This is a genomic window from Rhodococcus sp. Ni2 (genome assembly GCF_021352185.1).
GTDB classification, from domain to species: Bacteria; Actinomycetota; Actinomycetes; order Mycobacteriales; family Mycobacteriaceae; genus Rhodococcus_F; species Rhodococcus_F qingshengii.
The window spans coordinates 1,922,851-1,946,068 of record NZ_WOXZ01000002.1 but is presented as its reverse complement, the minus strand read 5'-3'; the positions used below and the strand labels follow the sequence as shown (position 1 = coordinate 1,946,068).

Below are 23,218 nucleotides of genomic sequence, written 5' to 3'. Positions count from 1 at the left end.
CCACTCCACAATACGGCAGCTACAAGGCAAATCCCAATTCGATCCACGAAAAAGTGGGCCGCCCCATATCGGACGACCCACCCTCGACTGACTTGTCTGCTCTATCGGCGCCGCTCGGAACGACGATCGTCGTCCTGGTAGTCGGGAACTCCCGAACCCGTTCGAAGCTGTTGACGACCACGCCCGACCGACCGAACGGTCCCGGTGAGGAACTCTTCGAACTCGGCCAACTTGGTGTCCACGTACAGGTCACACTCCGAACGCATCCTGTCGGACTCGGCATGAGCGGCGTCGATCACTCGCGCGGATTCCGCGTGAGCGGACTGGACAACCTCGGTCTGCGACACCAGACGAGCCTGCTCCGCCGTTCCCTCCGCCACCGAATGTTCGTACGAGGCCTGGCCGGACTCGATCATCCGATCGGCCTCGGCACGCGCCCGTCCGGTGACGGCCTCGTACTCACGACGGCCGTCGGTGACGGTCCGTTCCGCTTCTGCTTCGGCGTCCTCGACCAACTGATCGGCGTGCGCACGCGCTTCGGCAACCATGCGATCGGCCTGAGCCTTGGCATCGGACAGAATCCGGTCGGCGTCGTCGCGTGCGTTCTCCACAGTCGAGGTTGCCTCGGCATTGGCGCTGCTGACCGTCTTCTCAGCGTTTGCTCGCGCGTCACCGACCAATTTGTCGCGATGATCGAGGACGTCCTGAGCGTCGTCCAGCTCGCTCGGAATTGCGTCCCGGACGTCGTCGAGTAGCTCGAGTACGTCACCGCGAGGCACAACACACCCTGCGGTCATGGGAACACCGCGCGCCTCTTCGACAATTGCGACCAGTTCGTCCAGTGCCTCGAATACGCGGTACACAAGCAACCCCAATCTCTACCGGCCGAAATCGGCCCACATCGTCACCGGTCCACTCGGACCTGTGCCCGTTCCTGTCCAAGTTTGCCGGAAGAACGGCCAACGGGGTGTCGTCGTGGTCGGTGTGTCGGGGATCAGCTGTTTTCGGCTGCTCGCTCGGCGATACGTGCGAGTAGCCGAGAATGCACTTTGGCCGGCAACATGTCGGAGACGTCGCCGCCGAAAGTCGCGACTTCCTTCACCAGAGAACTCGACAGGTAGCTGTACGTCGGATTCGTGGCGACGAACAGTGTGTCGACGCCCGTGAGCTTCTGATTCATCTGAGCCATCTGCAGCTCGTAATCGAAGTCGTTCGCGCCGCGCAGACCCTTGACGATCGCGCTGAGGCCTTCTTGTTTCGCGTAGTCGACCAACAATCCGTGCCACGACGTGACGCGAACGTTGGGCAGGTGACTCGTCGCGTCTTCGAGCATCTCGATCCGCTCGTCGATCGTGAACATGCCACGCTTGCTCTTGTTGATCAGCACGGTGACCACGACCTCGTCGAATTGCGCAGCAACTCTTCCGATTACGTCGAGGTGACCGTTGGTCACAGGGTCGAAGGATCCGGGGCAGACGGCGCCAGTCATGAGTCCAGACCGTAGCAGGTGGCCAGCTCGATGCGGGCTTCACCGTAGTTCTTGGCCTTGATCGGCTCGTAGCCCTGAGGCCACACGGTCTCCGGCGAGCGCGACGATCGTTCGAGTACCACGATCGTGCCCTCCCCCACCCATTTGTTGGCCTGCAGATCGGTGAGCATGGACACGACGGCCTCGTCGGTTACCGCATACGGTGGGTCCGCGATCACGATGTCGTATTCACGCGCGCTCGGACCCGAGACCACGGCCGCAACCGGAGCGGCGCGAACCGTCGCCCCAGGCAACGCGACAGTGCCGATGTTCGCCTTGATGACGGCAGCAGCCTTGGCATCCGATTCCACGAGAACAACGTGCTCGGCTCCCCGCGAGAGCGCCTCGAGGCCGAGAGCACCCGAACCCGCAAAGAGGTCGAGAACCGCGCACCCTTCGAGATCGATGCGCGCTTCGAGAGCACTGAACAGCGCCTCACGAACCCGATCCGACGTCGGACGGGTGCCGCTCGGCGGGACTCGCAGGCGTCGACCGCCCGCAAGTCCCGAGATGATGCGTGTCACTCTGCGGCGCTCTCCCCCGTCGAGACGACCACCAGCAGGTCTCCGCCCTCGACCTGTTGGACGGCGCTGATCGCGATCCGAGAGACGACGCCGGCGCGCGGCGAGGTGATCGCCGCTTCCATCTTCATTGCTTCGATCGTGGCCACGGTGTCGCCGGCCTCGATCTTCTGGCCTTCCTTCACCGCGAGCGTCACGACGCCCGCGAACGGTGCAGCCACGTGGCCCGGGTTGTTCTTGTCGGCCTTCTCCGCCACCGGTACGTCACTGGCAATGGAGCGATCGCGGATCGAGACCGGGCGCAGCTGGCCGTTCAGGATGCACATGACAGTGCGGTAGCCGCGCTCGTCGGGCTCGGAGATCGCCTCGAGACCGATGATCAGTTCCACGCCGGGAGCCAACTCGACCCGGTGCTCGTCGCCGCGCCGCAAACCGTAGAAGAACTGGTTCGCCGAAAGCCGCGACGTGTCACCGTACTTCTCGCGGTGTTCGAGGAATTCCTTTGTCGGGCCGGGGAACAGCAGACGATTCAGCGTCGCCTGACGGTCCTTCGACGAGCCCTCTAGCAGCACCTCGTCCTCAGCGGACAACGTCGCTTCGGGCTTGGCCTGGCCACGTCCTTCGAGTGCCTTGCTGCGGAACGGTTCCGGCCAACCACCGGGAGGCGTACCGAGTTCACCGCGCAGGAAGCCCACCACGGAGTCGGGAATGTCGAACTTCGCCGGATCTGCGGCAAACTCCTCCGAAGGCACGCCGGCGCCGACAAGGTGGAGGGCGAGGTCGCCGACGACCTTCGACGACGGCGTCACCTTCACGAGATGCCCGAGCATGCGGTCTGCGTCGGCGTACTTGGCTTCGACCTCTTCGAACCGGTCGCCGAGACCGAGAGCAACGGCCTGCGTCCGGAGGTTGGAGAGCTGGCCTCCCGGAATCTCGTGCGTGTACACGCGACCCGTCGGCGCCGGCAATCCGGATTCGAACGGCGCGTACACCTTTCGCAGCGCCTCCCAGTACGGCTCGAGGTCGCACACGTTCTGCAGGTTCAGTCCGGTGTCGAACTCGGAGTGCGCGGCAGCGGCGACGATGGCCGAGAGCGCAGGCTGGCTGGTGGTTCCGGCCAGTGCCGCGGAAGCACCGTCGACTGCGTCGGCGCCCGCCTGCCAAGCGGCGAAGTACGTCGCCAGCTGTCCACCGGGAGTGTCGTGCGTGTGAACGTGAACCGGCAGATCGAAGTTGCTGCGTAGCGCGGTCACCAGCTTGGTAGCTGCCGGAGCGCGCAGCAGGCCTGCCATGTCCTTGATCGCGAGCACGTGAGCGCCCGCATCGACGATCTCTTCTGCCAACTTCAGGTAGTAGTCGAGCGTGTACAGCGTTTCGTTCGGATCCGACAGATCGCCGGTGTAGCTCAACGCCACCTCGGCGAGAGCCGTTCCGGTCTCACGCACCGCGTCGATGGCAGGGCGCATCTGGTCGACGTTGTTGAGCGCGTCGAAGATTCGGAAGATGTCGATGCCGGTGTCGGTGGCTTCCTGAACGAATGCGCGCGTGACCTTTTCGGGATACGGCGTGTAGCCCACCGTGTTTCGACCGCGAAGAAGCATCTGGAGGCAGATGTTGGGAATCGCCTCGCGCAGTGCGGCAAGCCGGTACCACGGATCCTCGTGCAGGAAGCGAAGTCCCACATCGTAGGTCGCGCCGCCCCAGGCTTCGATCGAGAGCAGTTCCGGCGTCAACCGCGCAACGTGCCCGGCAACTCCGAGCAGTCCACTGGTTCGAACTCGCGTGGCCAACAACGACTGGTGCGCGTCACGGAAGGTGGTGTCGGTGACGCCGACGGCCTTCTGCTCACGCAGTGCCTTCGCGAAACCTTCGGGTCCGAGTTCGAGCAGGCGCTGACGGCTACCGGCAGGAGGGGGTGTCGAAAGATCGATCTTGGGCAGCTTGTCCTGCGGGTACACCGCCGAGGGCCGCTCACCGTGAGGCTTGTTGACCGTCACATCCGCGAGGTAGGTCAGGATCTTCGTGCCGCGGTCTGCCGAAGAACGCAGAGTCAGCAACTGAGGACGTTCCTCGATGAAGGAGGTCGTCACACGTCCGGCCCGGAAGTCCGGGTCGTCGAGAACCGCCTGCAGGAACGGAATGTTGGTCGAGACACCACGAATGCGGAACTCGGTGACCGCGCGGCGAGCTCGCGCCACAGCGGCTTCGAGGTCGCGACCGCGACAAGTGAGTTTGACCAGCATGGAATCGAAGTACGCTCCGACCTCGGCGCCGAGTGTGGCGCCACCGTCCAAGCGGATACCGGCTCCGCCCGGGGTGCGGTACGCGGTGATACGGCCGGTGTCCGGGCGGAATCCGTTTGCCGGATCCTCGGTCGTGATGCGGCACTGCAGCGCCGCGCCGCGAAGCTTGATCGTCTCCTGTGACAGACCAAGTTCTGCAAGCGTCGAACCGGACGCGATCTTGAGCTGCGACTGGACCAGGTCCACGTCCGTCACTTCTTCGGTGACGGTGTGCTCGACCTGAATTCGCGGGTTCATCTCGATGAAGACGTGGTTGCCGCGCTTGTCGAGAAGGAACTCGACGGTGCCCGCGCACGTGTATCCGATCTCCTTCGCGAAGGCGACGGCGTCGGCACAGATCTTGGCGCGCAACTCTTCGGAGAGATTGGGCGCCGGAGCGAGCTCGATCACCTTCTGGTGGCGACGTTGCAGCGAGCAGTCACGCTCGAAGAGGTGGATGACGTTGCCCTGCTCGTCGGCGAGGATCTGCACTTCGATGTGCCGGGGGTCGATGACGGCCTGCTCGAGGAAGACCGTCGAATCGCCGAAGGCCGATTCCGCTTCGCGCGCTGCGGCTTCGATCGATTCCTTGAGTTGTGAGCGCTCCGCAACGCGGCGCATTCCGCGCCCACCGCCGCCTGCGACAGCCTTGACGAAGAGCGGGAAGGTCATGTCCTCGGCGGCTGCGAGCAACTCGTCGATGTCCGCTGACGGCTCCGAAGACGCGAGCACCGGGAGACCGGCGGCCTTTGCCGCTGCGATGGCCCGAGCCTTGTTTCCGGTCAACTCGAGGATCTCGGCGGACGGGCCAACGAACTTGATGCCTGCCTCGGCACACGCCGCCGACAAGTCCGGGTTCTCGGAGAGGAAACCGTAACCGGGGTAGATGGCGTCGGCTCCGGCGCTCTTGGCGGCGGCGACGATTTCCTCGACCGAGAGATACGCGCGAACGGGGTGACCCTTCTCCCCGATCTGGTAGCTCTCGTCTGCCTTGAGACGGTGGATCGAATTCCGATCCTCGTACGGGAACACCGCGACGGTTCCGGCACCTAGTTCGTAGGCGGCGCGGAAGGCACGGATCGCAATTTCGCCGCGGTTCGCGACGAGCACTTTGGAGAACATTCGAGAAAACTACCCCGATTTCATCTTGCGTCTACATGCGGAGTCTCATATTTCGGACTGAATCGAGAAACCAACCCGGCGGTCCTCGTGCTATTCGATTTCAGCTTGTCGTCATACCCTTCACGACTTCTCGAGGTACTCGATCCGGTCGGAGTCCAGGGCAGCGGTCACCATGGACGCGAGGGCGGGATGACCGTCGAGCGACGGATCGGAGTCGACGATTCCCTGAGCGAACTCCCTGGCGGACTCGAGGATGTCTCCATGGGCCATGAGGGAAAGCAGCCGCAGATTCGAGGTTGTGCCCGACTGCGCCGCACCGAGGATGTCTCCTTCACGTCTGGTCGCGAGGTCGAGTTGAGCCAGTTCGAACCCGTCGTTGGTCGCTGCCACCGCCGAGAGCCGCTCGTACGCCGGTCCCCCGGGATTGCTTCCGGTGACGAGGATGCACAGTCCCTGGTGTTTCCCTCGACCGACGCGGCCACGCAACTGATGGAGCTGACTGACGCCGAACCGCTCGGCGTCGACGATCACCATCACCGTCGCGTTCGGAACGTCGACACCGACTTCGACAACGGTCGTACAGACGAGGACGTCGATGTCACCGACGTTGAACGCGCTCATCACCACGTCCTTTTCGTCGGAAGGCAGTCGACCGTGCAGCAACCCGACTCGCAGATCGGCCAGCGGACCACTCGACAACTCTTCGAAGACGTCGACCGCCGACTTGGTCTCGGGCTGCTTCTCCTCGGTGAACTGGTCTTCGCCTGCACCCTGCTCGCCGTCACCGATCCGCGAGCACACGACGTACGCCTGACGGCCGTCGGCTACGTCCTCACGGATTCGTTCCCATGCGCGATCGACCCACTGCGGCTTCTGCTTCGCGGGCACGACACTGCTCTTGATCGGGGTTCGCCCACGTGGAAGCTCTCGCAGGGTCGAGACCTCGAGGTCGCCGAGCACCGTCATGGCGATGGTTCGCGGAATCGGCGTTGCCGTCATCACCAGCAGATGCGGACTGAGTCCTTCACGGCCACGTGATCGCAACTGATCACGTTGCTCGACGCCGAAGCGGTGTTGCTCGTCGACGACAACCATGCCGAGGTTGAAGAACTCGACGTTGTCCTGAATGAGCGCATGGGTACCGATGACGATCCCGGCGTCGCCGGTCACGGCTTCGAGCAGAGCTGCGCGCTTCGCAGCGACTGGCAGCGAGCCGGTAAGAAGGGCGATACGGGTGGAATGTTCGGCAGAACCGAGTTCACCACCTGCAGCCAGCGAGCCCATCATCTTGCGCAGTGATCGCGCGTGCTGATTTGCCAGGACCTCGGTGGGTGCGAGCAACGCGCACTGATAACCCGCATCGACGACCTGCAGCATCGCGCGCAGAGCCACGATCGTCTTGCCTGACCCGACCTCGCCCTGAAGAAGGCGGCTCATCGGGTGTGGGCGGGCAAGGTCGGTGGAGATCTCCTCCGCAACTGCTTGCTGTCCCTCCGTCAGAGTGAACGGGAGCATCTCCTCGAACTGGTCCGCGATCCCGCCGGCGACCGGAGCGCAGGCCGGAGCCACACGCTCGGAATTGTCGTGACGACGCATCGCGAGGACCAACTGCAGAGACAGCGCCTCGTCGAAACGCAGACGATCCTGTGCTCGTTCGATGTCTTCCTTGGTATCTGGCAGGTGAACGGTGCGCAGCGCCTCGTCCAAACCGATGAATCCGTGCTCGGCCCGAGTCTCGGCGGGCAACGGCTCCTCGATCGGATCGAGTTGGTCGAGCACTTGCCGCACGCACCGCATGATGGTCCAGCTCTCGACCTCGCGGGTCGCCGGGTACAGCGGGATCAATGCGCGGTCGAAGACGGACAGATCGAGTTCGGCGCCGGGATCCTGATTTGCGCGAGCCAGGCCCGCAAGGTCACCGGCTCCCTTGATGGATGCAAGCGGAACTACCGAATCCTCTTCGCCGACACGAGGTTCCGGGAGAATCAGGTAGCTCGGATGAGTGAGAGACCACTTGCCGCGGAAGTACTTCACCGTCCCGGAGAACATCGCCCGAACGCCGGGCTTGATGACGTGCCGCACCTTCTGCGGGTTGAAGAACGTGACGTCCACGGTCTGCGAATCAGTCGCCAGCGATACTCGCAACATCTGCCCCGGACGGTTCTTCATCTTCACGACGGCCGCCGACGCCACCCGCGCGATGATGGTGATGTGCTCACCCTCGGGCGGCTCCTTCTCGGCAAGCTCCTTGCCTGCCGACGCGTACCGGTGTGGGTAGTGACGCAGCAGGTCCTCGACGGTGCGGATCTCGAATGCCTCGTCGAGCGCGTCCGCGGTCTTCTTTCCCAGCAGCCGATCGAGTGGGTCGGCGAGCGTCGCCATCAGTTCCTCCAGCACAGTGTCGCGGTAAGCACATGTGTTCGTATATCAGCAGTCACCGACAGACCCGGTTCGATCACTCCACGCCCAACTGGAACAGGTCACCCGGCTGATCACCCTGATAGACGAGCACGTCGACGCCCGGGTGGTGCGCGACGACGTGCGCCTCGAGCTGCCCGGCCAGGTCGTCCGGCGCGTCTGCGCCCATGAGTAGGGTCACGAGTTCGCCACCGGATCCGAGCGCGAGGTCGACCAGTCGCGCACTCGACTCCGCGACGTCGGGACCGATGAGCACCACCTCGTGCCCCATCAGACCGATCGCGTCACCCGGATCACATGTCCCGACGTAGGTCAGCGAACGCTCGACCGCGATCCGCAACGATCCCCATCGCGTGGCGGCCGCCGCCTCGGACATCGTGAAGCCGTCGTCGGCGACGTTGCGCTGAGGGTCGTGAACGGCAAGTGCTGCCAGGCCCTGGACCATCGACGACGTCGACAGCAGCAGAACCTGGTGAAGCGGATCGCGTGCAGCGGCACTGACTGCGACGAGTTCCTGAGCGGTCAAAGCTCCGTTCGGAAGCACCAGAACTTCGCTGCGTTCCATTTGACGAATGCGGCCGAGCAGTTGTGCGCGTGTCACCGGCGCATCGTCGCACCGAAGAACCGTCGCACCCTCACTCTCGAACAACGCCGCCGCGCTGTCACCGGCAACGACGGCCAGTACGCCGCGCGCGCCGGCCCCGGGGAATCGCCTCTCCGCCCGTGCCACCAACTGGTCGCGTTCGTCGACGAGAAAACTGCTGATGCGAATACCGTGAACCTTCCCGGCCTCGAGGCCGGCTTCCACGGCTGCACCGGCATCGCAGCAATGCACGTGCACCGACCAGCCGCCGAAACCGTCGCTGACGATGACCGTCGAATCTCCGAGGACGGACAGCCGCGTGCGCAGCGCCGTCATGCGATCGTCGTCGGAGTCGTCGACGAGGTACATGACCTCGAAATCCTGTTCCGAGTGATCACCACATTCGATCGGGCTCTTGTGAGCCCAATCGTGATCGAATGCGCTGACGTCGACAACTGCGCTCGACCTCGGGTCCGGCGTCCCCAGATCTTCGCGAACCTGCGGCTTCCCGGTCAGCACCTCGACAAAGGCGTCGAGGATCAGAACCAGACCGAATCCCCCGGCATCGACCACCCCGGCGGACGCGAGAACGTCCAGTTGCTCCGGCGTCTTGTTCAGTGCGACCGCAGCGGCGTCGGCAGCGGCGGCAACCACGGATGCAAGATCCTCGCCGCTCGGTGTCCTGGTGTCGACGCACTCCTGCGCTGCTTCTCCCGATGCACGCAATACCGTGACGATGGTGCCTTCCACCAGATCGGAGACAGCCCGAGAGGCCAGCGTCGTCGCCGTGGTCAGCGAGTTCGCGAAGCTACGGCCGTCGATGTGCTCACCTTGAACGCTCTCGGCGATGCCCCGGATCACCTGGGAGAGGATCACTCCGGAATTACCGCGAGCACCGGACACGGCGCCCCGAGCCAGAGCGTTGGCGACGCGGCCCGCACTGCGGACGTCGTCCTCGATCGTCTCGGCGGAATCGAGTGCAGCCCGCATCGTGAACAGCAGATTGGTGCCGGTATCCGAATCAGGGATGGGAAAGACGTTGAGGTTGTTGATCTCACCGCGACGTTTCTGGAGGCTGTCGACCGCCCGGCGGGCCCAGCGCCGCAGCAGATGTCCGTCCGCGACGGATTCCGCTTCTTCGGCGACGCGTTGCACTTCCCCCACTGACGGTTCCCCTCGACGATGGAAAGACTGACGATGAAAAAGAGATCGGTGATCGGTGCAGTCGAGGGTAGTCCGACGCTTCTGCGCAACCGTCATTACCGGGCGGTTTGGCCATTCGGGCCGGAAGCGGTTACTCTTACACGGTTGCCTCGAACGGGCTACACGAAATAATGCTGCACTTTGTTTGTTGCTGATTGACTGTTTTCACGTTCGGCTGCACAGTGAGCGGTCAAGGATCGGTTCGAAGTCGAGTATATTCGGATTGTAATTCTGGCTGCCCTACCGTGTAGGGTAACCACTTCAATATTCATTTCTAACAAGGAGTTCGCGACTATGGCTGCCGTCTGCGACGTATGCGCCAAGGGGCCCGGCTTCGGTAAGTCGGTCTCGCACTCGCACCGGCGTACCAATCGTCGCTGGAACCCGAACATTCAGTCTGTTCGTACCGAGGTTGCCCCGGGTAACACCCGTAAGGTCAACGTGTGCACCTCCTGCCTGAAGGCAGGCAAGGTCGCTCGGGGCTGATTGCCCGAGCACAAACTATTGCAGGCTCTGCCCCCGTCACTTCGGTAACGGGGGCAGAGCTGTATCTATGTGGCTGTATCTATGTGTCCCCGTGTTTCGCATGGCTGTCGGACACCCGTAATGTGCGTTGAGTGACTTCCATCGATGACCTGAGCAAAGTGACCCTCGACGAGGGCGTACTCCGCATCACCATTTCCACCGCCGCCAACGGCACCTCCCTCGACGACGAAGGACTGGTTCAGGGCGCGCAGGCGCTCGAGACAGTCGGAAACGACATCGGGAGCATCCTTCTGGTCGGCGAAGGCGCAAACTTCTGTGCCGGCGGCAACGTCCGTGCGTTCGCCGCAGCCCCTGACCGCGGCGAGTACGTGGCCGAGGTTGCCCGCGTCTTCCACGTGTTCGTTCGCGCGCTCGACGCTGCGACCGCTCCAGTGGTGGCCGGGGTCCACGGATGGGCTGCCGGCGCCGGAATGAGCCTGGTCTGCCTCGCCGACGTCGCAATCGGCGGCACCGGCACCAAGCTTCGCCCCGCGTACCCCTCCATCGGTTTCACCCCGGACGGCGGAATGTCGTGGACGCTTCCACGCATCGTCGGCGTGGCACGCGCTCGCGAGATTCTTCTCAACGATTCGGTGATCGGTGGCGACGAAGCCGTCCGCCTGGGGATCCTCACCCGACTCGTCGGTGACGACGAGGTCCAAGAAGAGGCAGCTCGCCTCGCCCGCGCTCTGGCCAACGGACCGAGTACGTCGTACTCGGGAATCAAAGCACTGCTGCGTTCGTCGCGGACGAACTCGCTCGCCGAGCAACTCGACGCCGAAGCCGCGTCCATCGCCCTCGCGGCGAACAGCCCGATCGGGCGCGAGGGTGTCGACGCATTCGTCGACAAGCGTCGCCCCGATTTCACTTCCGCAAAGCAGGCCTAGTCGAACTGCCGTGCCGAACGTCGCGACTCGACGTTCGGCAGGCCGGTTCGTGCAGACACCGTTCGATCAGCCCAGATTCCAGTCGACCGGATCGGCTCCGAGTCCGGTCAAGAGTTCGTTCGCACGACTGAAGGGGCGCGAACCGAAGAAGCCACGCGAGGCCGAAAGCGGTGACGGGTGCGCGGATTCGATGATCGGTGTGTCGCCGAGCATCGGCGCGAGAGTGGCCGCGTCACGACCCCACAAGATCGCCACCATCGGCGACGACCGCGCGACCAGAGCGCGGATAGCCTGCTCGGTCACCGGCTCCCAGCCCTTCTTACGATGAGAAGCGGCTTGACCCGGCTGCACGGTGAGAACGCGATTGAGAAGCAGCACACCTTGTTTCGACCACGGCGTCAGATCGCCGTTCGGCGGTATCGGCAACCCGAGATCCTGGTGATACTCCTTGTAGATGTTGCCGAGACTTCGCGGAACCGGCCGCACGTCCGGTGCAACCGAAAAGCTCAACCCGACAGCGTGACCGGGCGTCGGATAAGGGTCCTGACCGACGATGAGCACTCGAACGTCCTCGAAAGGGTTCGTGAACGCACGCAAAACGTTCTCCCCCGCCGGTAGGTACTCCCGTCCCGCAGCGATCTCTTCGCGCAAGAACTTACCCATCGCGGTGATCTGCTCCGACACCGGTTCGAGTGCTCGCGCCCACCCTGGGTCGACGATCTCTGCAAGCGGCGCCATCAGTCGAGCCTGCGCAACGCGTCGCGGTAGTACGCCGCATTGGCTGCGTACATCTTGACGTTGCCGTCGAGGTGACCGAGCGGAACCTCGTATCCCGCACGGACCTTGGCGGGGACACCGAGTGCCATGCTGCGCGGCGGAACCTGCATCTTGTTGGCCACCACCGCACCAGCGGCGACGATCGACCCCGTCCCGATCACCGTTCCGTTGAGAACAACTGACCCCGACGCGATCAGGCAATGGTCCTCGATGGTCGATCCCTCGATGTGCGCGTTGTGGCCCACGACGCAACCGGAACCGATGACAGTCGCATCGATGGCGGTGCAATGGATGACGGTTCCGTCCTGGATGTTCGATCCGATTCCCACCGAAATGGTTCCGTAGTCACCACGCAATACCGCTTGCGGCCAGATCGAGGTACCCGCTGCGAGAGTCACGGCGCCGATCACCACCGCGTCCGGGTGGACGTATGCGTCCGGATGAATGTCCGGAACTCTGTCTCCAAGTGCATATACAGCCATGAAAGCAACCTATACCGCGGTGGTGCCGGTGGTCGAAAAGCTGTGCCAGCCCCCGCCGCTCTCGCGAAGCGAACCGTCGACGCTCACGCCCGAACCGGCGGCAACCTCACCGATCACGATCCAACCCGACGGAATCTCGACCTCAGGCCCGAAAGTTGCTGCGAATCCGTGATCTTCACCACCGGAGAGGATCCAGTCCAGCGGATCGACGTCGAGCGCCTCGGCCGCCGATGCGACATCGGGTGAGGTCGGAACCGCAGCCGAGAAGATGTCGAACCGCGCGTGCGAGGCCTCTGCGAGATGTCGAAGATCCGCGATCAATCCGTCGGACACGTCCGTCATGGAATGTGCTGATTCTGCGGCGTCCCATGCCGATTGATACGGAGGATTCGGAACGCGATGGGAGGCAAGCAAATCTGGAAAGTTTGCGGGCTTGTCGAGCAGTACGGCTTCGTCGAGCAGTAGTGCCAACCCTGCTGCCGAGCAACCGAACAACCCGGCGACCGCGATCTTGTCACCGATCTTTGCTCCCGAACGCAGAACTGCCGCACGGCCACCGAGATCGCCGAGCACGGTCACCGACACCACGATCACCGGTGACTGGACCAGGTCACCGCCGACCACACCGGCACCCAGATCGGTTGCCGCGTCCCAGATTCCCGCGGAGATTGCGTCGACCACGTCGACGGGTGTCGAAGGCGGGCACCCCAGAGACACCGTGAAGGCCGTCGGCCGCGCTCCCATCGAGACCACATCAGCAGCGTTCTGTGCCACTGCCTTCCGGCCGATGTCGCGTGGTGAAGACCAATCCATTCGGAAATGTCGACCTTCGACCAACATGTCGGACGAGACGACCACACGGCCGTCTCCGGAAGTCACGATGGCGGCATCGTCACCCGGTCCCAATTCAGTGGTGACCGGTTGGATTCGGCCGAGAAGTGATCGCGCGATCACGTCGAACTCCCCCACCTGCTCGACAGTGGGCTCCGACCCGAACTCCGATGACGCAGTGAACTCTGATGATGCAGTGAACTCCGATGATGCGATGAGTCTCTCCAATGCCGACGCAATTCGCTCGTAAGCGGCCTGCGGTACCTTCTAGCTGTGGTCGTGAATGCTTCTGCAAGCTCACGCGTGTGTCGGCAATCCTACCGATTCACCGACATGCTCTCAGAAGTGACAAGACCGCTGATCGACTGGACCAGGACCCGAGCGAAGAACTGAGCATGGCAGAAAACACCTCCACCGCAGACAACGCCGACATCGACCCCGACGGCGACGACGATCCGTCAGAGCGCCGCAGTCCGGCGCTGATCGCCACCGCCATCGCACTCCCGGTAGCCCTGATCGTCGGAGTAGTGATCGCGGCCGTCGTCGCGGGAAACAACCCTGAACTCTCGCCGGTTGCATTGGGACCCGTGCCGGCACCGGCAGCGGAGTCGCCGGCCTGCGTTTCCCTTCTCGGCGCGCTCCCCGACAAGATCGACGACTTCACGAAAGCCGAATTGGTAGAACCTGCTCCGGCCGGTGCGGCAGCGTGGCAGCGCAGCGAAGGAGAGCCGATCGTCTTGCGCTGCGGACTCGACCGTCCGTCCGAGTTCGACCAGGCTGCAGCACTACAGGTCGTGAACGGTGTCCAGTGGTTCCAGGTCTCGGGAACCGACATCGGTTTGGCAGCGAGCACTTGGTTTGCCGTAGACCGCGGTGAATACATCGGTATCACGATCCCCGACGGGACCGGTCCGACGCCGATTCAGGAAATCTCCGACACCATCACGGCGACTCTCGAACAGAAGCCTCTCGACCCGGCGCCGGTCGCGGTTCCCTGATCAGCGAAGGCCGGTGCCGCGAGCGACGGCGGTGTCGACCAGAGTCGAAATCAAAGTGCGGTAATCGATTCCGGTGGCGTTCCACATCTTCGGGTACATCGAGATGGAAGTGAACCCGGGCATCGTGTTGATCTCGTTGATCACCGGGCCGTCAGCCGTGACGAAGAAATCGACCCGCGAGAGTCCCTGGCAATCGAGTGCCTTGAACGCGCGGACAGCAAGCTCCCTGATCTGGTCGCTCACCGACTCGTCGAGTTTCGCGGGGATGTCGAATTCACAGACGTCGTCGAGGTACTTGGTGTCGAAGTCGTAGAACGCGTCCGAATCGGCGTCGGAATCCGGCATCCGGATCTCGGCGACCACACTCGCCTTGACGTCGCCGTTCGGGAATTCGAGGACACCGCATTCCACCTCGCGGCCGATGATCGCGCCTTCGACGATCACCTTGGGATCATGCAGGCGTGCATGAGCGATCGCCCCGTCCAGACCGTCCCAATTGCTCACCCGAGTGATGCCGATGGACGAGCCTCCACGAGCGGGCTTGACGAAAACCGGAAGGCCCAATTCCGCCTTCTGCTCTTCGGTCAGCGTTGCGGTTCCCGGTCGAAGCACGACCTGCACTCCGACGGGAAGTCCTTCAGCAGCAAGAAGCTTCTTCGTGAACTCTTTGTCCATGCCGGCGGCGCTGGCCAGAACTCCGGGTCCGACGTACGGAACCCCGGCAAGTTCGAGCAGACCCTGGATCGTGCCGTCTTCGCCGTAAGCCCCATGAAGAACGGGGAACACGACGTCGACCGACGCGAGCACAGCACCGGCGTCGGAGCCGTCGAAGGAGATGACCTCGCCCTCGCGGGTGGGGTCCGCGCTGAGGACCACCGACGTTCCGTCTTTGTCGACCGACGGCAGCGCGCGCCCGCTGATCGCGAGGGAACTGGGGTCGCTCGAACCGAGCACCCAGGAACCGTCGACGGTGATGCCGATCGGTACGACGTCGTACCGATCGGGGTCGAGGTTGCTCAGGACGCTTCCGGCGGAAACACAGGACACTGAATGCTCATTGCTCCGGCCACCGAAGATCACGGCCACGCGGGTACGACTGCTGTTCACGCGTCAAACCGTACCGCCGAATCGACTGCGGCACGCGATCGGGCCGGACCGATTTCGTCGACCCGGCCCGTTTACGCGTCGAGTGCGCGCTCGATGTCGGCCAGGAGATCGGCGGTGTCCTCGATGCCACAAGCGATTCGGACAAACCCCGCACTGACCGGATCGCCCCAGCGCGCACGGCGATCCGCCGTCGTGTGGATCCCGCCGAAGCTGGTAGCAGCCGTGACGAGAGCGCTCGCTTCGACGAACGAGTGGAATGCCTGAGCCGAATCCAACTCGACGCTCACCAATCCACCGAATCGATTCATCTGACCGGATGCCGTTGCATAGGACGGGTCACCGCGAAGGCCGGGGTAACGAACGGACCGGACTGCTTTGTGATCCACCAACATCTCGGCAAGCGCCAGCGCGTTGTCGCACTGACGCCCGAATCGCAGGCCTGCCGTGCCGAGACTCCGGTGCGCAAGCCACGTCTCGAAGGGGCCGAGCACCGTTCCCGAGAGAAGTCGCTCACGCTCGATTTGCCGACTCACCGCCGTATCGGAGGTGGCGACGTAACCCATCAGGAGGTCACTGTGCCCGCTGAGAGCCTTGGTACCGCTGGCCACCACGACGTCGGCACCCAATTCGAGCGGGCGCTGACCCAGCGGTGTCGCGGTCGTGTTGTCGACGATCAGCAGCGCACCCGAACGGTGGCACACGTCGGCGAGCACGCGAAGGTCGACCACGTCCAGCACCGGGTTGGACGGCGTCTCGGCGACGACGACCACGCGGCCCGGTGACGCGTCGAGCAGATCTACGAAGCTCGCGTCGCCCATCTGCAGAGTCGAAACCTCGCGAACGGTGATTCCCAACGGCGCGAGGCGCTCGTTCGCGTACAACCGCACTTGGTAATACCCGTCCGAGGGCACGACGACGGTATCCCCCGCGACGACGACGCTGCGCAAGGTAGCGGTGATCGCGGACATCCCCGATCCCATGACGAGGGCGTGGTCCGCTCTCTCGAGCGCCGCGAGCGCGGATTCGAGTCCGCGCCAACCCGGGTTCGATGCACGTGCATAGGTATCGGACTCGGAACCTTCGTCCGCCGAAAGTTGGTACGGCGCAGCGAATATCGGGCCCAGTTGCATGGGCTGACCCGCGGCGTGTTCGCGCGCGACGGCGCTCACGCTGCGCGTCGAATCCCCGTAATCCTCGAAGCGACCCACACCGATTTCACTCATTCCGGCTTCGTCCGGCGTCCGAGCAACTGACCGATCGCATCGCTGACGGCCATGCCTTCGTGGCACACCCGGTGGACCGCGTCGGTCAACGGCATCTCCACGTCGTATCCGGCAGCGAGTGCGCGTACCGACGTGCACGACTTCACGCCCTCGGCGACCTGACCGTTGGTTGCCTTCTGTGCCGACTCCATTGACCCGCCTCGTCCGAGCCGCTCTCCGAACGTCCGGTTTCGCGACAACTCGGACGTGCATGTCGCTACCAGGTCACCGACACCCGCCAAGCCTGCAAGAGTCGACGCCTTGGCGCCGAGCGCAACGCCGAGACGAATCGTCTCGGCGAGCCCACGGGTGATGATGCTGGCGACCGTGTTGTCGCCGAATCCACTGCCGGCGGCCATGCCGCAGGCCAGCGCGATCACGTTCTTACACGCACCACCGATCTCGCATCCGATGACGTCGGAGTTGGTGTACGGCCTGAAATAGCCGGTAGCACAAGCATCCTGGAGAGCGAGGGCACGCGAGGAATCCGAACAGGCGATCACCGTCGCCGCGGGCTGCCCGCCGGCGATCTCGTGTGCAAGATTCGGGCCCGAGAGCACCGCGACGCGCCCCGGTTCCACGCCGGTCACCGACACGATGACCTGGCTCATGCGCATGAGCGTCCCGGTCTCGATTCCCTTGGCCAGACTCAGCAGAGTCGCATCGGGCCCGATCGAGCCTTTCCACTGCTCCAGGTTTGCTCGTAGCGACTGCGAGGGAACCGCAAGCACGATGAAGTCAGCACCTGCCATCGCCTCCTCGTGGTGGTGGGTCGCGCGAATCGACGAAGGCAAAGCAATGCCTGGCAGATAGTCGCTGTTCTCGTGCGTGGTGTCGATGCGCTTCGCGACCTCTTCACGCCTGGCCCACATCGTCACGTCGGTTCCGGCCTCGGCCATCACCTTCGCCAACGCCGTTCCCCACGAACCTGCGCCCAATACAGCTGCCTTACTCACACGCTCACCCCGTCTACCCGGCGAAGCGGGTCGCCGCCAGAAAAATCGTCTGCACAGAGTATCGCCTGTGGTGCACTGCGGTGGGCAGCCGCGGACACCGAGCGTGATGACTGGCAAGATCGAGGGATGGACAGCGCGGAACCCCCGTACCCACACGCCGTGGAGACACCGCATGCGCGCACGGAGATCGAACGCCCCATGCATGCGATAGTGGCCGTCAAGTCCTTGAGATCGGCCAAGTCCCGCCTCGCGGGCGAACTCGACTCGGACGCGCGTGCAGACCTCGTGTTGGCCATGCTTCACGACACCCTCGCCACAGTTGCAGCCGTCTCGGCCATCGACAGCGTCACAGTGGTCACCCCAGACCCCACCGTTGCCGCCCTTGCATATTCCGTCGGCGTGACGGTCTACGCCGATCCAGCTCCCGACGGCGCCCGAACCAACGGCGCAACACCGCGCACGGAGGAAACCCTCAACGCGGCGTTGAGTGCAGCGGCCGCCGATATCCGAGCCAAGCGCGGAGTGGTCGACCTCGTTGTGCTGCAAGCCGACTTGCCCGCCATGCAACCGAGCGAACTGACGGAGGCCGTGGCCGCGGCCCGAAGCGGCGGACGTTCAGTCGTCGTCGATCACCACGGCACCGGCACTTCCGCATTGTTTGCGTGCGGCGAAAGCGCGCTCGACCCTCGGTTCGGGCCGGAATCCGCACTTGGACATGCCAATTCAGGTGCTCGTCCACTCAACGGCCAATGGCCGGGACTGCGCACCGACGTCGACACCCATGCCGATCTCGGCACTGTGCGAGCACTGGGAGTAGGCCCCGCGACATCGGCTTCGTTGACCAGACTCAAGGCCACGCCGTCGAACAGTCGATGAATTTTCTTTCATCGATTGTCGGACCGCGCGATTGTGGGGGATGATCGACGAGTGAGCAATGGCGAAGCACTCGAAAACCGTATTTCCGAAGACCAGTCGGACGGAGACCACAGCTCCGGCCGGCACGAGAACGGCGCGGCCACCTCGCCGCGATCTCAGGCCGTCGCGGTCGCCACCAACATCCCGGGCGCTCCCCCTGCAGCTACCAAGGCAGAGCTACCCGAATTGCTCGTCGGACTTCCCGAGGATCGTTACCTCAACCGCGAACTCAGCTGGCTCGATTTCAATGCCCGTGTTCTCGCATTGGCTGCCGACGAGTCACTGCCGTTGCTCGAACGCGCAAAGTTCCTCGCCATCTTCGCTTCCAATCTCGACGAATTTTTCATGGTCCGGGTCGCCGGACTCAAGCGCCGCGACGAGACGGGACTGTCGGTCAGGTCCGCCGACGGCCTCTCCCCACGCGAACAATTGGCGCTCATCGCGCGTCGCACCCAGGAACTCGCTGACAAGCACGCACACGTGTTTCTCGACTCGGTCCGCCCTGCCCTGGCGGCAGAAGGCATTTCAATTGTTCGATGGGCCGACCTCAGTGCCGACGATCACGGCCGGCTCTCGGCGCATTTCCACGAGCAGGTCTTCCCGGTACTGACGCCGTTGGCAGTCGATCACGCCCACCCGTTCCCCTACATCAGCGGACTGAGCCTCAACCTCGCCGTGACAGTGAAGGACTCCGTCACCCGCGGCGAACACTTCGCTCGCGTCAAGGTTCCCGACAACGTCGGCCGGTTCGTGCGAGTCAAGAGCACGACATCTTCGTCCACCATCGATTCTTTCCTCCCGATGGAAGAACTGATTTCGGCTCATCTGGACGTGCTGTTCCCCGGAATGGAAATCGTCGAACATCACGCTTTCCGAATCACACGCAACGCCGATTTCGAGGTCGAAGAAGATCGGGACGAGGATCTGCTGCAGGCACTCGAACGTGAATTGGCGCGTCGTCGTTTCGGTTCACCCGTTCGCCTCGAAGTTGCCGACGACATGACCGAGCACATGCTCGAACTGCTTCTGCGTGAACTCGACGTCGATCCGGCCGACGTGATCGAGGTTTCCGGTCTCCTCGACTTGTCCTGCCTCTGGCAGGTTTACGCCGTCGACCGCCCCGCTCTCAAAGACGCTCCGTTCGTCCCGGCGACGCATCCGGCGTTCGGTGAACGCGAGACTCCGAAGAGCGTGTTCTCGACCCTGCGCGAAGGCGACGTGCTCGTCCACCACCCATACGACTCGTTTTCCACAAGCGTTCAACGCTTCATCGAACAGGCCGCCGCCGACCCGCAGGTGCTCGCGATCAAGCAGACCCTGTACCGCACTTCCGGCGACTCCCCCATCGTCAATGCACTGATCGACGCCGCCGAAGCGGGCAAGCAGGTTGTCGCGCTGGTGGAGATCAAGGCCCGCTTCGACGAGCAGGCCAACATCAAGTGGGCACGCAAACTCGAGCAGGCCGGCGTTCACGTCGTCTACGGTCTCGTCGGTCTCAAGACTCACTGCAAGACGTGCCTCGTCGTCAGACGAGAGGGCTCGACCATTCGTCGTTACTGCCACATCGGCACGGGCAACTACAACCCGAAGACCGCGCGCATGTACGAGGACGTCGGATTGCTCACCGCAGCACCGGAGATCGGTGCAGACCTCACCGACCTCTTCAACTCGCTGACCGGATACTCCCGAAAGACGAGCTACCGCAACCTTCTCGTAGCGCCGTACGGGGTTCGCCGCGGGATCATCGAGCGGATCGACAACGAGATCGCGCACAAGCTCGCAGGCCGCGATGCCGGTATCCGCTTGAAGGCCAACGCATTGGTCGACGAGCAGGTCATCGACGCGTTGTACCGCGCGTCCAAGGCCGGTATCCCCGTCGAGATCGTGGTTCGCGGAATCTGCGCGCTCAAGCCGGGCGTTCCCGGCCTCAGCGAAAACATCGAAGTACGTTCCATTCTCGGACGCTTCCTCGAACACTCGCGAATGTTCCATTTCCGCTCGGCCGACGAATTCTGGATCGGCAGCGCAGACATGATGCACCGCAACCTCGATCGCCGCGTCGAGGTCATGGTGCAGGTCAAGGACCCGAAACTGTCGAAGCAACTCGGTGACATCTTCGACTCCGCACTCGATCCCCGAACTCGCTGCTGGGTACTGCATCCGGACGGGAGTTGGGTCGCTGCCCCCGAACGCGGTGAGGACGTACGTGAGCATCAACAGTCGTTGATGCGCAGCCGCACCGCCAGCGGGTCTTGACGGGCTCGGATCACACAATGAGCGACAAGCCGGTCAAAGCCAACATCTTTGCCGCAGGCGCGGTTCTGTGGCGGAAGGCTCCTCAGGATCCTTCCGCCATCGAGATCGCCGTCGTACATCGACCGAAGTACGACGACTGGTCATTCCCCAAAGGAAAGCTCGATCCCGGCGAGACCTTCTTGACCGCAGCAGTTCGCGAGGTCCGCGAAGAGACCTCGATCACCGGACGTTTCGGAAGGCACCTCGGTGGCGTGACGTACCCGATCCCGGGACATCGCAAACTCAAACGGGTCGAATACTGGTCGGCCGAAGCAGTGGACGGAGATTTCGGGCCGAATAGCGAAGTGGATGTTCTCTATTGGCTTCCGGTCACCGAGGTAGCCGATCATCTTTCCTACCCGATGGATCGAATGATTCTTCGCCGCTTCGTTTCCCTTCGGCCTGACACGAAAACGGTATTACTCGTCCGCCACGCAAAAGCTGGAAGCCGTAAGCGATACAAGGGCGACGACAATCTGCGTCCACTCGACGCCAAGGGCAAAGAGCAATCCGCCGCCTTGGTCGAACAGCTGAAAATCTTCGGAGCCGATGCGGTTTTCGCGGCTGACCGTACGCGCTGCATCGACACTGTGATGCCATTGGCGGAGGCATTGGGTGTAGAGATTTCGACGGAACCTCTTCTGACCGAAGAAGGTTACGAGGCCGATCCCGACGCCGCCAGGGCGCGTGCGCTGCAGATCGCCGCACTGGAGGGCACTCCCGTAATCTGCAGCCAAGGAGGCGTCATCCCCGATTTGATGCGCTGGTGGGCTGATACGGCCGGTGTAACACTGCCCTCGGCGCGCAACCGTAAGGCGAGCACTTGGGTGCTCTCGTTCCTCGACGGCCGTCTGGTAGCCGCGGATCACCTCGACAGCCCGCTCCCCAAAGTCGCCAACTCCTGAGGGATTTGGACCAACCGACACCCAGCTCGATTCGGTAGTTTTGCAAAGCACTGAAACACAGGAGAATTCACACTTCTCCCAGACAGCAAAAAAGAGGTGCAGCCGCGGATCTGATCCGCGGCTGCACCTCTTTGTCTTACGGCATCGGGTTTTTCACCCGAACGCGACTACTTTGCGCGCTTGGCCGGAGCCTTCTTGGCCGGAGCCTTCTTGGCTGCGGTCTTGGCGGGGGCCTTCTTGGCCGGAGCCTTCTTGGCCGGAGCCTTGGCTGCGGTCTTGGCCGGAGCCTTCTTGGCGGGAGCCTTGGTGGCAACCGTCTTCTTGGCTGCGGTCTTGGCCGGAGCCTTCTTGGCGGGAGCCTTGGTGGCAACCGTCTTCTTGGCTGCGGTCTTGGCCGGAGCCTTCTTGGCGGGAGCCTTCGCGGCAACCGTCTTCTTGGCTGCGGTCTTGGCCGGAGCCTTCTTGGCCGGAGCCTTCTTGGCTGCGGTCTTCTTGGCAGCAGCCTTCTTGGCTGCAGCCTTGGTGGCCGGTGCTGCTACGCCACGCTTGACTGCCGGGCCGGTGGCCGGAAGCTTCTGTCCACCAGCGATAACAGCCTTGAACTGCGCACCCGGACGGAAAGCCGGAACCGACGTCGGCTTGACCTTGACGGTCTCGCCCGTACGCGGGTTGCGTGCAACACGTGCTGCACGACGACGCTGCTCGAAGACTCCGAAGCCGGTGATGGTCACGCTCTCGCCACGGTGGACGGCGCGGACGATGGTGTCCACGACGTGCTCCACTGCGTCGGTCGCTGTGCGCCTGTCCGAACCCAGCTTTTCAGTCAGAACATCGATGAGCTCTGCCTTGTTCATTGAAATTCCTCCGCTAATTGTGGTCCACCGTCGGACCGACTGAGAACCACGGTAAACCTGATAACGGCAAGAGTCTATGTGCCACGCCAATTCTCATTCAACGTGACTGCGAAATGGTGACCTATTTCTCTTCCCGCGCGGAGTTGCGGATTTCGGTTCAGCCCTGCGAAATTCGGGCTGGAAGGGTAGTCGGTTTCCATGAAGGCCTTGACTTTTCGAACTCGGAAATCGCGTCTACCTGCCGCAATGTCAGTCCGATGTCGTCGAGACCCTCCAGCAGACGCCACCGTGTGTAGTCGTCAATATTGAACGGCACCACCGTAGTTCCGGCGCTGACGGTCCGATTCTCGAGATCTACTGTCAATTCCAATCCGGGCTGCTCTTCGAGCAACTTCCAGAGCAATTCGACGTCGCTCTGCTCGACCTGTGCCGCTACGAGACCGGCTTTTCCGGCGTTTCCGCGGAAGATGTCGGCGAACCGGGATGCGATGACGACCCGAAATCCGAAGTCGGAGAGAGCCCACACGGCATGCTCACGCGAAGAGCCCGTGCCGAAATCGGGACCGGCCACGAGGACACTTCCCTTGTCGTACGGAGCCAGATTGAGAATGAAGTTGGGGTCGGTACGCCAGCCTGCAAACAGCCCGTCCTCGAATCCGGTGCGCGTCACCCGTTTCAGGTACACGGCAGGGATGATCTGGTCGGTATCGACATTCGAGCGTCGCAGCGGGACGCCGATACCCTTGTGCGTGGTAAAGGATTCCATC

General features: G+C 63.2%; 20 protein-coding genes. 6 read left to right on the top strand and 14 right to left on the bottom strand.

The window, feature by feature from the left end:
* Positions 1 to 101 precede the first annotated feature (101 nt).
* The 6 genes from GN300_RS22635 to GN300_RS22610 form a co-directional block, all read right to left on the bottom strand.
* A complete protein-coding gene (locus tag GN300_RS22635) occupies positions 102 to 863 on the bottom strand; it encodes a DivIVA domain-containing protein (protein ID WP_003942696.1) in 762 nt (253 codons plus the stop codon).
* 131 nt (positions 864 to 994) lie between these two features.
* The gene (gene coaD / locus GN300_RS22630) at positions 995 to 1,489 is read right to left on the bottom strand and encodes a pantetheine-phosphate adenylyltransferase (RefSeq protein ID WP_003942776.1); all 495 of its coding nucleotides are present in this window, start codon (positions 1,487 to 1,489) and stop codon (positions 995 to 997) included.
* Entirely contained in the window at positions 1,486 to 2,052 is a 567-nt protein-coding gene (rsmD, locus tag GN300_RS22625; RefSeq protein ID WP_030535425.1) for a 16S rRNA (guanine(966)-N(2))-methyltransferase RsmD, read from the bottom strand. Before rsmD ends, coaD begins: the two co-directional genes overlap by 4 nt.
* Positions 2,049 to 5,453, bottom strand: a complete 3,405-nt coding sequence (locus GN300_RS22620) for a pyruvate carboxylase (protein WP_003942675.1) — start codon at positions 5,451 to 5,453, stop codon at positions 2,049 to 2,051. Before GN300_RS22620 ends, rsmD begins: the two co-directional genes overlap by 4 nt.
* Positions 5,454 to 5,573: 120 nt before the next feature.
* On the bottom strand, positions 5,574 to 7,835 hold the full coding sequence (gene recG, locus GN300_RS22615) for an ATP-dependent DNA helicase RecG (RefSeq protein WP_063316741.1): 2,262 nt from the start codon (positions 7,833 to 7,835) through the stop codon (positions 5,574 to 5,576).
* Positions 7,836 to 7,908: 73 nt separating this feature from the next.
* The gene (locus GN300_RS22610; protein ID WP_050656645.1) at positions 7,909 to 9,618 is read right to left on the bottom strand and encodes a DAK2 domain-containing protein; all 1,710 of its coding nucleotides are present in this window, start codon (positions 9,616 to 9,618) and stop codon (positions 7,909 to 7,911) included.
* A 333-nt stretch (positions 9,619 to 9,951) separates the two neighbouring features.
* Here GN300_RS22610 and rpmB point away from each other — a divergent pair, with 333 nt between their 5' ends.
* Entirely contained in the window at positions 9,952 to 10,143 is a 192-nt protein-coding gene (rpmB, locus tag GN300_RS22605; RefSeq protein WP_003942669.1) for a 50S ribosomal protein L28, read from the top strand.
* Positions 10,144 to 10,274: 131 nt separating this feature from the next.
* The gene (locus GN300_RS22600; RefSeq protein WP_019747947.1) at positions 10,275 to 11,069 is read left to right on the top strand and encodes an enoyl-CoA hydratase-related protein; all 795 of its coding nucleotides are present in this window, start codon (positions 10,275 to 10,277) and stop codon (positions 11,067 to 11,069) included.
* Positions 11,070 to 11,135: 66 nt separating this feature from the next.
* On the opposite strand, the gene GN300_RS22595 is transcribed toward GN300_RS22600, so the two are convergent.
* From GN300_RS22595 to GN300_RS22585, 3 genes are read right to left on the bottom strand one after another with little or no spacing between them, the layout of a single operon-like run.
* Entirely contained in the window at positions 11,136 to 11,807 is a 672-nt protein-coding gene (locus tag GN300_RS22595) for a uracil-DNA glycosylase (RefSeq protein ID WP_042450832.1), read from the bottom strand.
* A complete protein-coding gene (locus tag GN300_RS22590) occupies positions 11,807 to 12,328 on the bottom strand; it encodes a gamma carbonic anhydrase family protein (protein WP_007729328.1) in 522 nt (173 codons plus the stop codon). The genes GN300_RS22595 and GN300_RS22590 overlap by 1 nt, the downstream gene beginning before the upstream one ends.
* A 9-nt stretch (positions 12,329 to 12,337) precedes the next feature.
* Complete coding sequence (locus GN300_RS22585) at positions 12,338 to 13,387, bottom strand: thiamine-phosphate kinase (protein ID WP_175280102.1); 1,050 nt, start codon at positions 13,385 to 13,387, stop codon at positions 12,338 to 12,340.
* A 77-nt stretch (positions 13,388 to 13,464) separates the two neighbouring features.
* Here GN300_RS22585 and GN300_RS22580 point away from each other — a divergent pair, with 77 nt between their 5' ends.
* On the top strand, positions 13,465 to 14,157 hold the full coding sequence (locus GN300_RS22580) for a DUF3515 domain-containing protein (protein ID WP_003942765.1): 693 nt from the start codon (positions 13,465 to 13,467) through the stop codon (positions 14,155 to 14,157).
* On the opposite strand, the gene GN300_RS22575 is transcribed toward GN300_RS22580, so the two are convergent.
* The 3 genes from GN300_RS22575 to GN300_RS22565 all read right to left on the bottom strand — a co-directional run bounded on the left by GN300_RS22575 (position 14,158) and on the right by GN300_RS22565 (position 17,482).
* Entirely contained in the window at positions 14,158 to 15,264 is a 1,107-nt protein-coding gene (locus GN300_RS22575; RefSeq protein ID WP_042450837.1) for a D-alanine--D-alanine ligase family protein, read from the bottom strand.
* 71 nt (positions 15,265 to 15,335) lie between these two features.
* Positions 15,336 to 16,487, bottom strand: a complete 1,152-nt coding sequence (locus GN300_RS22570; protein WP_063316586.1) for a cystathionine gamma-lyase — start codon at positions 16,485 to 16,487, stop codon at positions 15,336 to 15,338.
* Positions 16,484 to 17,482: an NAD(P)H-dependent glycerol-3-phosphate dehydrogenase gene (locus GN300_RS22565; RefSeq protein ID WP_030535420.1), complete on the bottom strand. Its 999-nt coding sequence runs from the start codon at positions 17,480 to 17,482 to the stop codon at positions 16,484 to 16,486. The genes GN300_RS22570 and GN300_RS22565 overlap by 4 nt, the downstream gene beginning before the upstream one ends.
* A 126-nt stretch (positions 17,483 to 17,608) precedes the next feature.
* Between GN300_RS22565 and cofC the strand changes: the two genes are divergently transcribed.
* The 3 genes from cofC to GN300_RS22550 are packed head-to-tail and all read left to right on the top strand — an operon-like array spanning position 17,609 to position 21,597.
* The gene (gene cofC / locus GN300_RS22560; RefSeq protein WP_080552786.1) at positions 17,609 to 18,358 is read left to right on the top strand and encodes a 2-phospho-L-lactate guanylyltransferase; all 750 of its coding nucleotides are present in this window, start codon (positions 17,609 to 17,611) and stop codon (positions 18,356 to 18,358) included.
* A gap of 51 nt (positions 18,359 to 18,409) precedes the next feature.
* Positions 18,410 to 20,653: an RNA degradosome polyphosphate kinase gene (locus GN300_RS22555; RefSeq protein ID WP_003942685.1), complete on the top strand. Its 2,244-nt coding sequence runs from the start codon at positions 18,410 to 18,412 to the stop codon at positions 20,651 to 20,653.
* Positions 20,654 to 20,670: 17 nt separating this feature from the next.
* Positions 20,671 to 21,597 (top strand): bifunctional NUDIX hydrolase/histidine phosphatase family protein, encoded by a 927-nt coding sequence (locus GN300_RS22550; RefSeq protein ID WP_063316587.1) that lies wholly within the window; start codon positions 20,671 to 20,673, stop codon positions 21,595 to 21,597.
* Positions 21,598 to 21,764: 167 nt separating this feature from the next.
* Here the strand turns inward: GN300_RS22550 and GN300_RS22545 are convergent, their stop codons facing one another.
* Entirely contained in the window at positions 21,765 to 22,451 is a 687-nt protein-coding gene (locus GN300_RS22545) for an HU family DNA-binding protein (RefSeq protein ID WP_047271271.1), read from the bottom strand.
* A gap of 157 nt (positions 22,452 to 22,608) precedes the next feature.
* Positions 22,609 to 23,217: a 3-isopropylmalate dehydratase small subunit gene (gene leuD, locus GN300_RS22540; protein WP_003944724.1), complete on the bottom strand. Its 609-nt coding sequence runs from the start codon at positions 23,215 to 23,217 to the stop codon at positions 22,609 to 22,611.
* Between the last annotated feature and the right edge of the window lies 1 nt (position 23,218).